Annotated in this window: 18 protein-coding genes; 16 read left to right on the top strand and 2 right to left on the bottom strand. The window is 32.8% G+C overall.

Annotated elements, in window-relative coordinates; translation table 11 throughout:
• The first annotated feature begins 2 nt into the window (after positions 1 to 2).
• From BUC25_RS02140 to BUC25_RS02075, 12 genes are all read left to right on the top strand, one after another.
• Complete coding sequence (locus tag BUC25_RS02140) at positions 3 to 422, top strand: YwqH-like family protein (RefSeq protein WP_073199219.1); 420 nt, start codon at positions 3 to 5, stop codon at positions 420 to 422.
• Complete coding sequence (locus BUC25_RS02135) at positions 423 to 728, top strand: TIGR04197 family type VII secretion effector (RefSeq protein ID WP_073199218.1); 306 nt, start codon at positions 423 to 425, stop codon at positions 726 to 728.
• A 17-nt stretch (positions 729 to 745) separates the two neighbouring features.
• A complete protein-coding gene (locus BUC25_RS18925; protein WP_084543324.1) occupies positions 746 to 2,161 on the top strand; it encodes a T7SS effector LXG polymorphic toxin in 1,416 nt (471 codons plus the stop codon).
• A gap of 18 nt (positions 2,162 to 2,179) precedes the next feature.
• Positions 2,180 to 2,950 (top strand): hypothetical protein, encoded by a 771-nt coding sequence (locus BUC25_RS02120; protein ID WP_073199216.1) that lies wholly within the window; start codon positions 2,180 to 2,182, stop codon positions 2,948 to 2,950.
• A 5-nt stretch (positions 2,951 to 2,955) separates the two neighbouring features.
• Positions 2,956 to 3,411 carry a DUF5085 family protein gene (locus tag BUC25_RS02115; RefSeq protein ID WP_073199213.1) on the top strand — a complete coding sequence of 152 codons (456 nt, stop codon included), beginning with the start codon at positions 2,956 to 2,958 and terminating at the stop codon, positions 3,409 to 3,411.
• Positions 3,412 to 3,413: 2 nt separating this feature from the next.
• On the top strand, positions 3,414 to 3,869 hold the full coding sequence (locus BUC25_RS02110; RefSeq protein ID WP_073199211.1) for a DUF5085 family protein: 456 nt from the start codon (positions 3,414 to 3,416) through the stop codon (positions 3,867 to 3,869).
• Between the two features lie 137 nt (positions 3,870 to 4,006).
• Complete coding sequence (locus tag BUC25_RS02105) at positions 4,007 to 4,699, top strand: hypothetical protein (RefSeq protein ID WP_073199210.1); 693 nt, start codon at positions 4,007 to 4,009, stop codon at positions 4,697 to 4,699.
• Between the two features lie 243 nt (positions 4,700 to 4,942).
• The gene (locus tag BUC25_RS02100; protein WP_084543323.1) at positions 4,943 to 5,602 is read left to right on the top strand and encodes a DUF443 family protein; all 660 of its coding nucleotides are present in this window, start codon (positions 4,943 to 4,945) and stop codon (positions 5,600 to 5,602) included.
• Between the two features lie 96 nt (positions 5,603 to 5,698).
• The gene (locus BUC25_RS02095; protein ID WP_073199206.1) at positions 5,699 to 6,454 is read left to right on the top strand and encodes a hypothetical protein; all 756 of its coding nucleotides are present in this window, start codon (positions 5,699 to 5,701) and stop codon (positions 6,452 to 6,454) included.
• A 214-nt stretch (positions 6,455 to 6,668) separates the two neighbouring features.
• Complete coding sequence (locus BUC25_RS02090; RefSeq protein ID WP_073199204.1) at positions 6,669 to 7,190, top strand: hypothetical protein; 522 nt, start codon at positions 6,669 to 6,671, stop codon at positions 7,188 to 7,190.
• 166 nt (positions 7,191 to 7,356) lie between these two features.
• On the top strand, positions 7,357 to 8,067 hold the full coding sequence (locus tag BUC25_RS02085) for a hypothetical protein (RefSeq protein ID WP_073199203.1): 711 nt from the start codon (positions 7,357 to 7,359) through the stop codon (positions 8,065 to 8,067).
• Between the two features lie 575 nt (positions 8,068 to 8,642).
• Positions 8,643 to 9,638 carry an STM3941 family protein gene (locus BUC25_RS02075; RefSeq protein WP_073199201.1) on the top strand — a complete coding sequence of 332 codons (996 nt, stop codon included), beginning with the start codon at positions 8,643 to 8,645 and terminating at the stop codon, positions 9,636 to 9,638.
• On the opposite strand, the gene BUC25_RS02070 is transcribed toward BUC25_RS02075, so the two are convergent.
• Together BUC25_RS02070 and BUC25_RS02065 are read right to left on the bottom strand one after the other, a co-directional pair.
• Positions 9,588 to 10,409: a glycerophosphodiester phosphodiesterase gene (locus BUC25_RS02070; protein WP_073199199.1), complete on the bottom strand. Its 822-nt coding sequence runs from the start codon at positions 10,407 to 10,409 to the stop codon at positions 9,588 to 9,590. The two genes, BUC25_RS02075 and BUC25_RS02070, sit on opposite strands and share 51 nt — an antisense overlap.
• 285 nt (positions 10,410 to 10,694) lie before the next feature.
• On the bottom strand, positions 10,695 to 11,135 hold the full coding sequence (locus BUC25_RS02065; RefSeq protein WP_073199197.1) for a YtoQ family protein: 441 nt from the start codon (positions 11,133 to 11,135) through the stop codon (positions 10,695 to 10,697).
• 196 nt (positions 11,136 to 11,331) lie between these two features.
• On the opposite strand from BUC25_RS02065, the gene BUC25_RS02060 reads away from it, so the two are divergent.
• The 4 genes from BUC25_RS02060 to BUC25_RS02045 all read left to right on the top strand — a co-directional run bounded on the left by BUC25_RS02060 (position 11,332) and on the right by BUC25_RS02045 (position 14,980).
• The gene (locus BUC25_RS02060; RefSeq protein WP_244535102.1) at positions 11,332 to 11,565 is read left to right on the top strand and encodes a TM2 domain-containing protein; all 234 of its coding nucleotides are present in this window, start codon (positions 11,332 to 11,334) and stop codon (positions 11,563 to 11,565) included.
• 80 nt (positions 11,566 to 11,645) lie between these two features.
• On the top strand, positions 11,646 to 11,945 hold the full coding sequence (locus BUC25_RS02055) for a DUF4282 domain-containing protein (protein WP_073199193.1): 300 nt from the start codon (positions 11,646 to 11,648) through the stop codon (positions 11,943 to 11,945).
• A 413-nt stretch (positions 11,946 to 12,358) separates the two neighbouring features.
• Positions 12,359 to 13,228, top strand: coding sequence for a nucleotide exchange factor GrpE (locus tag BUC25_RS02050; RefSeq protein WP_073199191.1), 870 nt, complete (start codon positions 12,359 to 12,361; stop codon positions 13,226 to 13,228).
• Positions 13,229 to 13,249: 21 nt separating this feature from the next.
• Positions 13,250 to 14,980, top strand: a complete 1,731-nt coding sequence (locus tag BUC25_RS02045; protein ID WP_073199189.1) for an Hsp70 family protein — start codon at positions 13,250 to 13,252, stop codon at positions 14,978 to 14,980.
• The last annotated feature ends 12 nt before the right edge of the window (positions 14,981 to 14,992 follow it).

Here is a 14,992-nt window from a genome sequence, read left to right as displayed (position 1 = left end):
ATATGAGTTCGTTAAGTCAATTAAGGGCACAGAAACGTACTGTATTACAAGGGATGAATAATTCTAGAGAACAAATTTCTATATTAGAAGATAAGATAACAAGATTACAACGAGCATCTAACACGTTATCTAGTAATTTATCAGAATTAAATTCTGTTAAAAGTTCGATTGAATCTTTAACCATCGAAAATAGTAAATGGAAAGGTCGAGGAAAAGAAAAGTTCGATGATTTTTATATTACTTATAAAGGTAGTGTAAAAGGTTATCTAAACAAAGTAAAAGATGCAAAAGAAACAATCGATGAAGATATAAGTCGTTATTCAACAACCCAAGATAATTATGTGAATGGTCTTAACAATCTTCAGAACACTTTATCTTCACTCAATTACCAGATTTCAGTTGCTGAAAGAGAGGGAGAGTAAATGACCAAAGAAGTTAGTATTAATATGAATGTGTTTCGATCAAATATTTCAAATCTCAGGACGTCTGAGGGCAAATTAGAGGGAAATATTAAAAATGATTGGACATTTGATAAAACGAACATTACTCCATTCACCAATGATTTAGAAAATACGTTAAGAACAATGGAATTACTAAAAAGATACGTAGAAATGTTAGAAAATGATATTATCACTTTGCAATCTATCGGGGAGAAAATACAAGAAACGGATGAGAATCTTGGAAATCAAATTGATTCTGCTAAGTTTGCCCCTGAACCAATACGTTAAGCGAGGAGGAATTTAACTTGGTTAATAAAGTAGATATAGCAGAGGTTCTAGAATTCAAGAATGATTTAAAAACTACCTCTGCACAAATAAAGGCAAGTATAGAGAATATTAAGACTAATATTCAGCAAATCGATGATATGGATTCTTTTTCAGGGTTTGCAGCCAAAAATGCAAAAGACTACTTTTGGACTTTTCACAAGAATAGCGTTTTAGAAGCTTTTGAGGAATTGCATACAGATCTTTTTAATCATTTGAATAATCACAGTGATAGTTTTAATTCTAATGTTGATTCAAGTGATATTGCAATAGTACAAAGCGATTACTTAGAGGATCTTGATTACCAGATTGATTTAGATTATCAGAAATTAGACAGTATTCAGTTAACAATTAAACGAACGATCAATAGTGTTTCAGATATTACCAGTGCAGGAGCACCTACTTTTTATGATGTGACTAATGACAAAAAGGAAGTAGAAAAGCTAATTGAAAACCTTGATAGTAATTTAGCATCTTTTACTAGAGAGGGAAGTTATAATGACTCACGAACAAAGTCATTAATTGAACGTATAGAGAAGACGTTAGCTAAAGTAGGATCTGTTGAAGGTGAGAGCAGGTTTAAGGACCATAACTTTAAGGAAAAAGCGGATAATCTGAAAGATTTTTTAGGAAATTATGCACTACCTACTGCAACGGGATCTGTTACTAGTTTGGCTATTGCAAAGGCAGCAAAAGATAATGGATTAAGTGTAACAGAGTATAAAAAGAATGGAAAAACAACTTATCGAATTAATGCTTCTGAAGATGCGTTACGGGCATTAGGTGTTGAGCCTGATATGAATGCGAATCGCGCTTTACAACAGAGTGGAAAAACAGGAAATGCAAAGGCACCAATTAATTATTATGATAAAGGACAAGGAAAGCAAATTTATTCTTCGGTAGGTGAGGAAGTAATAAATAAACATCGAGCAATGATGGCTTATAATGATAAAGCGACAACTGCAGTGAAATGGAAGAATGTTGGTGAAGCAGCAAAACATGGCGCACTTGATAGTATTAAAGAGTTAAATCCTAATGGAATACTTAAGAGTGGTTTGGTAAAAGGCGCGACTAAAGCGGGCGGTATTTTTACGGCTGGATTAACAGGATACAGTAATTATAACGATGCACTAGCAGACGGTTTGACAGGAGGAAAAGCAGTTGGCCGAGCAGCTGTGGATACCACGATTGATACGGTAGTAGGTGGTACGGTTCAAGTGGCATTTACTGCTGCAGGGACAGCCTTTATTCCAATACCTGGAGTGGGGACAGCATTAGGAGCAATAGCAGGCATTGGAGCCAATGTTTTATTGAATACTAAATTTGGAAAAAGTAAAAAATCAATAATGGATAGAGCTAAGGACGGTTTTCATAAATTGACCGGTTGGTTTAGCTGATAAGTAGGAGGTTAATAGATGTTTTTAAGCAAATTAAGAGAAGAGGATTTTTATGTATTAAGAGGTGCATTAGAATCTGGCAGACAAAGTCCACAGAGTTTTGGTGGTATGTTTACATTGGCTATTTTTCTTCAAGCATTAATAGTTTTTTTAGTCCATGTTGTAGCAGGGGATGAATCAAATTTACCTTATAAAACTACTATTTTTATCGTACATTCGATTATTACAATCTTTATTATTATATTATCGGGTATTTTTAGCATTCCCTCTGTTTATAAAAAAATGGAGATTTCTCAATATTTTCTCAGTATAATCATTTCTCAAAACCTTTTTGGGGTGTCATTTTATATTGCCACGTTGCACACTTTATGGAAGATGGATGCTTCTACTACTGCTTTGATATTCGCTACTACTTTTACTTTAGTACTAGGATTGTTAGTGTTTATTGTTACCTATATAAGATTTTATAGGTTACTAAAACAAGGAAGGTATAGAAAAAATACAAGTAAAGCACAAACGCGTCAAAAATTCGAAGCAAAGTCTTTCTTACCTCACGCAGTTATAGGTGGATTAGGAATTGTCTATTTTATTCAATTTATCGCAAGCCATACACGCTCTATTGATATAAACATTTTAATGATTGGTATAATTGGGATTATATTATTTTATGGCATGTTATTTGTACTCCCTGAACAATTAGTCATACTCTATTGTAAAAAAAGATTCAAAAGCTTTAATTTCAACAAAGAGGGCAAAATTTATTCATTCGGATCTGGTGAAAAGGAGTGATAAACATGAAAATAGAGAACAGATCATTAATATTTGAAAATGTCATAACATATCAAACCACACAATTAAGAAAAGACTGGCAAGAAGGGTTTTACAAGATGGAAGAGATTATGCTAGCTGAAGGAATTTATCAGAGCGGCCCAACTTTTTTTTCTGTAGAACCTGAACGAGGGGAAGCTAAATATGGTAATTTTACTTATTATCTTCCGATCAATAACCCTGTTCAGATTAAAGAAGAATCCGAATTTGGCTTTCAAGAGCGATTTCATATATCGGAAGCATTCGTGCTAAGACAAGCGGATGAAGCAAAGGACTTTCATGTTGCACTTGAGAAAATCCAACAGCATGCGGAAGAAAAAGATATTGCAATAAAAGACACTTTTTATTGTGTGTTATTAGAAGTATTCGATGATTATATGATAGATTTATATGTTCCACTGAAAACGGAAGGAGAAGCATAACTATGATTGTAGAAAATCATCGTATTGCCCATCGAAATGTAGCTTCTAAATATTATCGATTTTATCCAGATGAAATAGAATTAGCTGTACAAGATTTTCAGTCTATACTTGAAAAACATGATTACCATCCAGATGGAAGGATGCTTTTTTCCATATTAAGTGATCCGACAAGTGAAATTATGAGTGCTGAAATATTTTTACCTATATGGGAAAACACATTTACGATACAAGAACAAGAAGAAATCAAATTTCACAGTTATTTGAGTATAAGTCCCATGATTATGACACGCGTAACAGATGACTTTAATGAACAATCACAGGTACAATTTTGGGAACTAATGAACTACATTAATCAAAATAGTTTCCAACAAAATACACCGGTATTTGCAGAGTATAAGACGACACATTCCGGCAGCATATTTCTCGAAATGAGCGTAGGTGTTAAACGATTGAAATAACAGCATGGAAAGAATAAGCAAAATCTAATATTTAAAATAGACGATTCATACAAAAAATAGAACATATATAGATTAAAGTGGTTATCATCAAGTTGCTTAAATGAATGGTTCTCTTTAATCGGAAGGAGAGAATAGAAATGAAAAAAATAGTAGTGAGCATGTTTCTTATACTAATCATAAGTATTTCAGGTTGCAGCACGTCATCTGAAGAAACATCAGATATAGAGGAAGCTGAAACCAATGAAGGAACTGAGGAAAGTGAAAATAATCAAACTGAAACCAATGATACGGAAGATGAAAATGACGAGAACGAAATAGTTGATGAAGGAACTAACACGGTGGAAACGGACGAAGTAAATGCTGAAGATCAATCTTCTTCCGCAATACCTGACCTCCAGCTTCAAGTTCAAAAGATAGATGAGGAGGAAGGAATAACCATTGAAAATAATGAGATATACAGTCAATTAGCTTCGGTAGTAGAAGCCGATCCAAAAGCAGGTATTCCAAATGACTTCAGTGTGTATCCGCATGATATCATCGAGTATGATGATGGTTCTCTTTCTTTACTTTTCCTTGCGGTCAATAGATTACATGCTCCGATAAAAAATATTTCTTTTGATCTGACACTTGGTAATACGGAAACAGGAGAATATATATTCGATCAGCATCGAGTTGAGTTAGAAGAAACATTTATGGGGATATTAGAAACAGACAGTACTGTTCCATTTATGATAGATATTTACCCTGAAGATGAAGATCTATTTATCCAGCTAACCAACCAAACGACTGATCTAAGATTAGAAAATGCAGATGTGGATTTAGACGAATAATGAGATAAGTGGTGGAGATTGATATATTATCTTTACCACTTATTTTATGATCGGTTAGGAGAGTGAATCAAAAATGTATCCTTCGAAACAAACATGTGGAATGACAAACACGTTTGTTTTGTACTAGTTGGTCTAGAAGCTATTTGCTGAAGCTTATGCGATAAAGGTGAATCATTCGGGTATTTATAAACAAAGTGGCTAGGTAATAAATGGGGATGCAAATAGAATCCTCTGAATTGGGTGATGGAAATATTCATGAATTGTGAAGTGCGACGCGTATATAATAATATTAGATTCAGAATGTTAGATATTGATGGTGATAGATTTGTAATGGATATGAGCCGATCTGTTTGGAATATACTTATTCCGTTTCTAACGTGGATTGCTCCAAACACTATTTATAAAATTGATAAACAAGTTAGCGATAAGAAGTTGCAACTTTTGAACAACGATCCTACAAATAATAATACGAATACTGTCCTCACAACAGGTTTAGCATTAGCTATAGCCAATTTACTAAGTCCTTTAGCAGATTATTTTAATATTCAAAGTACTCCCAAAGTCAATGTCATAATGGCTTCTTTTGTCATACTAATAGTAGTTATTTTACGAGTGTATTTATCTAGTAAAAACAAAAAGAAATTTAATTCGGTTATTAGCTATGAAACAAACTCAAAGAAACTTGTATGGATCAGGCCAAAGTCTTTAAAACAAGTTATTCAATGTTTTTTGGCATATGTATTTTGTTTGGTATTTACCATAATGTGCTTTTGGGCTTTTGTTCAGTTAGGTAATGTAATCATGTTATTTATTGCAACTCTTAGTTTGTTAATTGTAGTCATTTCTAACACGCTTACCGTACTAGATGGCAGTACTCGAGTGAAATTTAAGAAAATCAGCTAATTATCGGTAATTTTTCAAAGAAGTACTTATAAAAGCTAGAGAATAGGGTGATATGCGATAGGTGAAAAAGGTTGGTTTTCTTAAGGAGGTAGCAAATTGTTAAATAAATTATCTGAAGAAGATTTTTTAGTTCTAAGAAAACCACTAGAGTCAAAAAGACAAAGCCCTATATCATTAGGTGCTGTATTCGTTTTGGCAATATTTTGTCAAGCATTATTGTTATATCTTGAATGGTTTATTAGTGGCTTTTCAAATTTACCACTAAGAGATATAGTATTTCAATTCCATTTTATGTTTTCATGTATTTTAGGAGGACTTTCTTTAATTTACTCAATCCCAATTGTGTATAGAAGGTACCAACGCATTCAGTACTTAATAAGCATAATAGTATCTCAAAATTTATTTGGTATCTCAAGTTTTTTACTTTCAATAATAGCTATTGGTACAGAAATGACAGATGATGGTGAAGTACTCTTGCAATTTTCAATAATTATGTTTTTTATTGGTATCATAGTTTTCATTATAACTTCAATACGATTTTATTTACTATTACAGCAAGGTAAATATAGGAAAGGGACATATAAAGATAAACAGAGAAACACTTGGGAATCAAAATCAGTTCTACCAATTATAATTCCTATAGGTATTGGAATTACTTTTATTATCCAGTTTATGATAAGAAACTTTGAACTTATGCAAATCGATCTTATCTTTATAGTAATACTTGAAATGACTATATTTAACGTAATGATATTTGTACTTCCTGAGCAATTAGTAATCCTTTATTGTAAATACCGTTTTGATAGTTTTAACTATGATTTAAGTGGGAGAATTAAGCCAGTAAGAGACTAAATATTAAAAATAAACTAAAGATAAACTAAATTAAGAGAATATATTCTCTAGCAAAAATAAATTACTGTCACTTATACTTTAGTATATTATCGAAGAAAATAATCAACTTCACAGAGAAAATTCTGATATTCCGAATAAACTTTGTGATACTAAGATTCTTAAAAAGTATTGTATCTTTTGAAAAACGAGAATACGATATCAAGGACTGATTTTAATGGACCTAATTCCAATATACACAGAAAATAAAAAAGGACGCCAACAGTACACCATATTTATAAATAAAGAGTCCAATCGTTCATATAAAGCATTCCATAGAGAGGAAGATCAATGGTTATATTGGGCTTCTTTCTTTGGCGTTCTTGCATTATTGCGAGGCTTACAAGGAATGCAAACACCTTTGTCGCTAATCCCAAATATCCTTTTGTTCACTGTATTATTAGGTGTAAGTTTTTTTATAAGCCGTTTGATTTATACACATAGAGTGTATGGAGAGGTTAGAGAAATTAATTTAACGAAACAGATGATAGAGGACTATATTGACGAAGGTAAAAGAATATATAAGTTAGAGTTGTGGTTGGCAATTATTGGTTTCATTAGTTTTCTAATATTGACTATTATATATTTTTTAACTTTGTCTATGATTCTATTATTTTTCACATTATTTCTATTCTTTATTTTCTGCATAAGTCTTCAACGCCTACCCATTACAAGAGTTAACTTCTATCGTAGCAACTAATTGGGTTTAATAAGAGAAGCTATTTGATTCGTGGAAGAACTACAAATCCAAACCTTAAAAGATATTTTTTATAAAATAAAGCAGGAGAATTAAGAAACCATTTTTCATAATCAATACTACAATAGTAAGTATGGATAAATTTAAGATAAGTAAGGATGGAAAAAAAATGAACAAAATACGGTTAGGCTCGTTATTAATAATAGTTCTTAGTTTAGTAGGGTGTAGCTCTTTTATAGAGACGGAAGTAACTCAGACCGATGATGAAGATACAGCGAAAAAAGATACAAATGAGGAAAGTACTGATGTGATAACAAAAGAAGATCAGCACGATCTGGACGAGGATGAACTAATTGACGAAACTGAAAATACAGAAGATACAGAGGCTACAGAAGACTCTGAATCAATAGGACAAAGCGAGACATCTCTTAACATTCCAGATTTAAAACTGCAATTGCAGAAAATAGACAAAGAAGCAGGTAAGACCATTGAAAATAATGTGATGTATGCTCAGTTGAATGCTGCTATTGAAGCGGATCCTAAGAAAGGTTTACCAAATGATTTTAGTGTCTATCCGTATAATATTGTTGATTATGAAGATGGTTCGATGTCATTACTTTTCTTTGCAGTGAATAGACTGCATGCACCAATAAAAAATATCTATTTTGAAATTACTCTGGGTAATGTGAACACAGGGGAATATATCTATGAGCAAACTCCTGTTACCCTAGAAGAAGACACTTTTGGCATTATAAATACAGACAGTACTATTCCATTTTTATTAGATATAAATCAAGAAGGGGAGGCATTATTAAATCAACTAACAAATGAAAATGGTGAGCTTCTAATAGAAAATACTGAGTTAGATTTTGTCGAATAAATGTGTGAGTGGTAAAGGTGTTTTCTTGCTCAATTTGATGAAAGAAATAACTTCTTTAATCATAATTATAAAAAGGAAATTATTCTTAAAGGATTCTAATCAGATAGTGAATTAGTTGAGGAGAGTGCGGGGTGAAGAGAAAAAATGAAGCATATTTTATTGTATCCATTTAGGATTGCTCTACAAGAAATTAAAAAGGATAAGAAACTTATTGAAAAATCAAAACACTATGGCTCAAATTTGAATTTATACCCATTTATCTCAATGTTCTTATATGTTTCTGTTCGTATTTACTTGCATGTATATATCGATTATCTATTTATTAATTGTCGGTATAACTGTTGCTCCAATTGGCTTAATTGTCCTAATTCCAAATATCTTAACTACCTGGATATTCACTCTTCTCTATACAAAAGTTTATCCTCAAACTAAAGAGAACAGAAGTAAAGGCTTTTACAATAATAACTAAATTAATAGTAAATACCAACTTAAAAGATTTGTAACAAGTATCAGTAAGTATAACTAAACAAACTTCGTTATCATTGAATAAAAATCACTATAGGTAGGTAAACAATATGGACAAATCTCATGAGTTTTGCTTTTACGTATCAAAATTCAAGTTAGTATTTTTAATATTCATCATGAGCGCTATGGGTGTGTTAGATGTTTTTATACTAGAACAAGCATACAATAATGGTGATACATCTGCTGTCTTTATAAGCGCTTTTATTTTTCTGTTCACAGTATTTATAATCTATTTACTAATAAAAAAATTATTGAAAAATGCGCCATATCTCATTATAAAAAATGAAGGGCTAATAATAAATGCTAATTCCAAACGTCCACATTTTGTAAAATGGGAAGATATTGAAGGTTATAAGATACGAGAAATGAATTTTTATAAATATATAGATATAATTTTAAAGAATGAAGAAGTCTATCGAGAGAAACTTGTAAAAAGAGGGACTAAATTTGATAAATTGTTTCTAAAAAGAAAAAGAGATTTATTTTCAATTATATTGTCAAATGTTAGAAGGAAAGACAGGAAACAATTGATTAGACTATTAGATGAACGCGCCTCAATTACAAATAGTTCCTCACTTGCAATTGCATTGAACGAAAAGCATGATAGCCAAGTGAATGTTAAGTATTTTTTAAAATCCTATGCAATTGCTTTTCTGTTAACAGTAGTGATTTATTTTATTTTTTTTCATCCGTCAAATAAAGACACCTATTTCATTGTTTCCTTTTGTTTTTATCCCTTTGCTCGTATTGTTTATGACGTACCAATAGGATTTCAATTATCTTTTAGGATGAAAAGACAATCCTTTGTATCGCACTACTTTCTACAATTGCAATTTTTCATAACGGTGCTCATTCTTTTCTTAAGTGTATTCCTGGCTCCATTGGAATTTTGTATCTTATATGGAAAGGAATCGAGTGTTTGTGGAAAAGAAAAAAATCTGTTGATGATCCCGATTCAAATTATAAAAAAGAATATCAATAAATTATCTAACTGCTTATTTAATAATCCAATCTGGAAAATTAGTCACAATCCCGTCAACACCTAATTCCATTGCTTTATTAAAATGTTTTTGCTTCTTGATGGACCATGCGGTAACCATGATGTCATTATTGTGAGCAGCTTCTACAATATCCTTGCTCAAATAATTTACATTATAGTTTATAACATTTACATAGTTAGCTAAATCTGCAATTTCAGTCGTATTTAGTTTCCTTTTAGATACAATAACACCTGTTTCTACGTCAGGAAGCAATTTCTTTACTTTTTTGATGACATCAAAATCAAAAGATTGTACGATTATTTTGTGTTTATCCTGGTAATCTTTTATGATATTGACTACTTTTTCTTCAATATCAGGATATAGATCTGGATATTTGATTTCAATCATAATTCCTGCACCTGGATTTAACGCAATCAGTAATTCTTCCAATGTGAGAATTTCTTCACCAATGTAATCTGTGCTGAACATGAGGCCAGCATCGACTTTTTTTAATTCTTCTAGCGTTAAATCTTTAACCATGCCATAGAAATTTGTGGTGCGATCGATTCGCTTATCATGCATGATTACAACATGACCATCTTTTGTTAATTGGACATCACATTCTAAATAATCTGCATTCAGCTCAATTCCTCTTTGAAAGGCTCCCAAAGTGTTTTCGGGCGCATGATAAGAGGCTCCGCGGTGTGCGACAAGTATTGTATCTTCATGAAGTGGTACGGTTTTAACCGGTTTAGTTACAAAACCGAAAGTGATAACTAGACTAGTACTGATCAACACAAGAATAAAACTGCTTTTTAGAACGGACAATAATGACATTTTGCTGCACCTTCTTCGCTGTAAGACTTTTTATCTATTTCTATAGATCAATTATCTCATTTATTCGACAAAATGAAAAGGTTTACATTTTTCTTTTTCTGTTTAGAATTCTCAGGAGTTGTAAAATCTAATCTAGTGGACAATACTCCTTGCTGGGAGCGGATAGTTAATGGAGGAGTGTGATGTTGTTAGGAACCTTATCAATTAGAGGGAAAAGAAGACAGACTTTTTTCTCAAGATATGTAATAGGGGAGATAGCCTAATTGGCATATCTCCCTTTTTGTCTTATTCATAAATATAAGAAATCACGTCTATTGCCTGATCCACTGTTTCCACAGTTACATTCGCTTTGTTCGATAATTCTTTAAGTGGATGGATCAGTGATTCTGGCCTAACAATAATAGTTGGCTTGTTTAGAGCTAGTGCAGTACTGGCGTCCATTGCTGTGTTCCATTGTTTATATTTTTCTCCGAAAAGAGCGATCACAATATCTGATTTTTGCAACAGCACCTGCGTTCTTAAATTGTTAATGGCCGAGGCAGCATCATCTTTATATACACTGCCAGGCTGGTCACCAATGATATCTTCTCCGACATTATCGGAGCGGGTATGGTCAGTTTGTGGACCTACAAATTCCAAAGGTAATTCTTTCTTGTTAGCCTTTTCTTTGACTTCCTTACGCCAGTTATCATGTATTTGTCCTGCTAAATATACGGTTAACTTCATCCTCTTCTCTCCCTTAACTGTATGTTTTATTTACTATTTTATCATGTAGCAAACGTTTGTAATAGCCCCCATCAGAATTAGAGCACAGGAAAAGACACTTAATTTTTGACACTTATTACACATAATAATGACTTATTGCTTTTTATAAATGGGAATATTATACTAGTAATATATGAACAAAAAGGAGGTTAGTCAGTTGAGAGAAAGAAATATAGCTATTGCCTACATATTATGGTTTTTCTTTGGACAAATTGGGGTTCACCGCTTTTATACAGGACGAATTGGAAGTGGGATTGCTCAACTATTACTTGGAGTAGTAGGATGGTTTTCGGTCTGGATTGTGATCGGTTGGATCCCATTAATTGTTTTATGGGTCTGGTTATTCGTGGACATCTTCTTGATTCCAAGTATGTGTCGAAATCCGCGATAAAGTATTTTTTTACTCTGTGGAACAAATGCAAACGTATAGGAACGAGATATATTACCAATAAAGATACGGGAGGAATAAGAATGGATAAGTTTATTAAATTTGATTCAATGATTACACCTATGATTATCAAAATAATTTTTTGGATTGGTGTAGGTCTATCTGTTTTATCAGGATTAGGGATCATTATTTCAGGGTTTAGTGCCTATTATGGTGGTGGATTCCAAGTATTCTTGGGACTTGTAGTTATAGTTGTAGGGCCACTAGTTATTCGTATTTATTGTGAATTGTTGATTGTCGTGTTTAAGATGCATGATGCACTTCAAACAATTAAAGACAATACAACGCCGAAAGAGAAAAGTACAAGTCATTTATCTGAATAAGTGATAAGCATTCATATATTTATATTGTAATTAATTAGAAGAAAGCTACCGAACTATTGATGATAGTTCGATAGCTTTTTTTATTAGTAAGTATGTTTATAGTTTAGGAACAAGGTAACTTCACTAATCGCGCATACTTGCCGATCGATGAACCCAAAGGCGATCCCTTAACCGTAACCGAATCAAAATAAAATTATTTGAGTTTTCTACAAAACATTCGTTCTCACTGTCAATCTTTATTAATTGTGTCTTATATCTATAAAGATAGAATAGTTCTATTTATCATTATTATAATCTTGCTTCAATTAAATTAAGTAATATTTACCTATAAAAAAACTACCATATTTCTACACTTTTTGTCGATAATGTACTAAAATAGTAATATATACTTAAGTGAGTTTGGAGGTGTTGGAGTGAATGAGGGGCAAAAATTCTTAAATGATATCCTGCCATTTTTAGATGGACATCAGGAAGAAACTATTAAAAAAGCTATAAATGATGATCCAAAGACATTGTTAGAGTACATTAGGTTAATACTAAATTGGAATATCTACATAAGTTACAAATCCTATTATGGTTTATTTGATCAATTGTTAAATTCATCTGACACCCAGACGAATTGGGTAGAAGAGATTAGAACACTGCGTAATACATTCATCGATAAATATAATGATAAGAAAGTAGGGGAAGTAAACTTGGAAACGTTTCAAAAAGAATTAGAAAATGAATTGTTAAACCTATCTCCTATCCTAATTGATGAGGAGATGGAAGATCCTAAAACAGATACAGACTTAATAAGCAAGTTCGACCATATCAAGGACGAAGTAAAAAAAGGAAATCATGTCAATTTTAAATTATTGCAAGAAATTCAATTGCATATTGATGAAAGGTTAGGACATCAGGAAGAAAAGCATGAATCCTCAACGGATGATGTGAATCAACAAATGAATCAATATGTCGATCTTTTGTTAGAAGTATTTGATCTACTTGATTTGATTAAAATTAATGCTGCACAAAAACAAGATAGTTCATGGTTAGAAGAAGTCACAAAAGTAGTCGATAAGGCTATTCAATTACTTGAGGGTTATGGAATAGAAGAAATTCCAGTGATTGGTGAAACTTTTGATGGATCGATTATGGAAGGTATAGGTACTGTTTCCTTAGAAGAAGTGGATGCGCCGAATCTGCAAAAATATGATGTGTATTCGATTTTTCAAAGAGGTTTTCGATACCAACATAATCAAACGTTAATCAGAAGAGCAAAAGTAATCACAATCTACTAAGAGAATAAGGATGGGATCATCATGGCGATTATCGGAATCGATTTAGGAACAACGAATTCAGCAGTAGCTTACATAAAAAATGAAAAACCTGAGATTATTGAAAACAGAGAAGGAGGGAGAACCACACCATCGGTATTTCACGTGACAAAAGAGGGGCAGATTGTTGTCGGAAACTCGGCAAAATCAGCAATTGTCAGTATGCCTGACCATGTTGTCACAGAAGTAAAACGTTTCATGGGTACCGATGAAAAACTAAACGTAGCAGGAGAAGTTTATCGTCCTGAAGAAATTTCAGCTAATATTTTAAAAGAATTAAAATTAAGTGCGGCAGATAAACTGGGAGAAGAAGTAACAGAGGCTGTGATTACCGTACCTGCTTATTTTTCTGATTCACAACGAAAGGCAACTCAAAAGGCAGGAGAATTAGCTGGTTTAAAAGTGGATCGTATTATTAATGAACCAACAGCAGCCGCCATTGCTTATGGTTTAGATAATATGGACAAAGAACAATACATATTGGTTTATGACTTAGGTGGTGGTACTTTTGATGTGTCGGTTGTCGAATTATTTGAAGGCGTTGTCGATGTCAAAGCAAGTGGTGGTAACAATACGTTAGGTGGCATGGATTTCGACCAGAGAATCGTAGAGTATATTGTAGAAGAATTTGAGAAAATGCATGGTATTAACCTTTTGAAGGACGGATCTGCACAAGAAGTCGTTTTGAGAAAAAACCGTTTAAAAGAAGAAGCAGAACGTGTAAAAAAATTACTCTCTACGCAAGTGTCAGTCAATATTTCGGTACCAATGATTCTTTTAAAAGACGGCATGCCTTTATCAGTAGATTTGGAGCTTAGCAGAATCGATTTTGAAAAAATGGTCGATGATTTATTGAGTTCAACTTTAATAGAAGTAGATAAAGTGCTAGCAGACACAGGAATTGGTATCTATCAGATAGACGAAGTGTTATTAGTGGGGGGATCGACAAGGATTCCGAGTGTACAAGAGTTAGTGGAGACAAAATTTAAGAAAGCGCCTCGAAAAGATATTAATCCAGATGAAGCGGTAGCACTAGGTGCAGCGATTCAAGTAGGTATTAAAAATGAATCCATTTCATCTGAGAATGGACTTATCGTCACAGATGTGGCTCCATATAATCTCGGAATAGAAATTATTAAAGTAATCGCTGGTCAAAAAGTACCTGGATATTTTGATATTATTATTAATCGTAACTCGACGATACCAAAATCAGAGACAAAGTTTTATCATACGGTCGAAGATAATCAAACCTCTTTTAATATTCAAGTATTCCAGGGAGATGCAGAAAAGACGGTGGAAAATACTTTCCTGGGAAATATTGAAATTAATGGAGTGCCGGCAAATCCTGCAGGTCAGGAAGGTATCGAAATTACGTTCCATTACGATATTAACGGTAATCTGAAAGTAACAGCAAAGCTTACCAGTACTGGTAAAACGGTAAATGCAGAGATCAATAATAGCGGAGTAATGAGCGACTTAGAAGTAAGCAAATCGAAACAAAAGATGGAGCAAGCTTGGGATCAATCGGAACTTTATAAAGATGTAAAAGCTGTTATGTATCGCGCAGAAAAAGTGAGAGATGAGTTGGATGAAGGGCAACAAACCATTTTGGATGGGATCATGAACAATCTTAAAGGCGCGCTTTCTCGTAATGATTCTCAAGCCGTAAAACAATTTGAGGAACAATTAACCGATTATTTAATGGAAGTTGTTTAAAGGATGTAAAGA

The sequence above is a fragment of the Gracilibacillus kekensis genome, from assembly GCF_900143085.1.
GTDB classification, from domain to species: domain Bacteria; phylum Bacillota; class Bacilli; order Bacillales; family Amphibacillaceae; genus Gracilibacillus; species Gracilibacillus kekensis.
Note: the sequence above shows the minus strand (reverse complement) of the source record. Positions and strands in the feature narration are given on the sequence as shown.

Excerpts from the sequence above, each read along its gene's own strand:
- BUC25_RS02140 (WP_073199219.1), top strand. The coding sequence starts at position 3 with ATGAGTTCGTTAAGTCAATTAAGGGCACAGAAACGTACTGTATTACAA.
- BUC25_RS02135 (WP_073199218.1), top strand. The coding sequence starts at position 423 with ATGACCAAAGAAGTTAGTATTAATATGAATGTGTTTCGATCAAATATT.
- BUC25_RS02120 (WP_073199216.1), top strand. The coding sequence starts at position 2,180 with ATGTTTTTAAGCAAATTAAGAGAAGAGGATTTTTATGTATTAAGAGGT.
- BUC25_RS02115 (WP_073199213.1), top strand. The coding sequence starts at position 2,956 with ATGAAAATAGAGAACAGATCATTAATATTTGAAAATGTCATAACATAT.
- BUC25_RS02110 (WP_073199211.1), top strand. The coding sequence starts at position 3,414 with ATGATTGTAGAAAATCATCGTATTGCCCATCGAAATGTAGCTTCTAAA.
- BUC25_RS02105 (WP_073199210.1), top strand. The coding sequence starts at position 4,007 with ATGAAAAAAATAGTAGTGAGCATGTTTCTTATACTAATCATAAGTATT.
- BUC25_RS02100 (WP_084543323.1), top strand. The coding sequence starts at position 4,943 with ATGGAAATATTCATGAATTGTGAAGTGCGACGCGTATATAATAATATT.
- BUC25_RS02090 (WP_073199204.1), top strand. The coding sequence starts at position 6,669 with ATGGACCTAATTCCAATATACACAGAAAATAAAAAAGGACGCCAACAG.
- BUC25_RS02085 (WP_073199203.1), top strand. The coding sequence starts at position 7,357 with ATGAACAAAATACGGTTAGGCTCGTTATTAATAATAGTTCTTAGTTTA.
- BUC25_RS02075 (WP_073199201.1), top strand. The coding sequence starts at position 8,643 with ATGGACAAATCTCATGAGTTTTGCTTTTACGTATCAAAATTCAAGTTA.
- BUC25_RS02070 (WP_073199199.1), bottom strand. The coding sequence starts at position 10,409 with ATGTCATTATTGTCCGTTCTAAAAAGCAGTTTTATTCTTGTGTTGATC.
- BUC25_RS02065 (WP_073199197.1), bottom strand. The coding sequence starts at position 11,135 with ATGAAGTTAACCGTATATTTAGCAGGACAAATACATGATAACTGGCGT.
- BUC25_RS02055 (WP_073199193.1), top strand. The coding sequence starts at position 11,646 with ATGGATAAGTTTATTAAATTTGATTCAATGATTACACCTATGATTATC.
- BUC25_RS02045 (WP_073199189.1), top strand. The coding sequence starts at position 13,250 with ATGGCGATTATCGGAATCGATTTAGGAACAACGAATTCAGCAGTAGCT.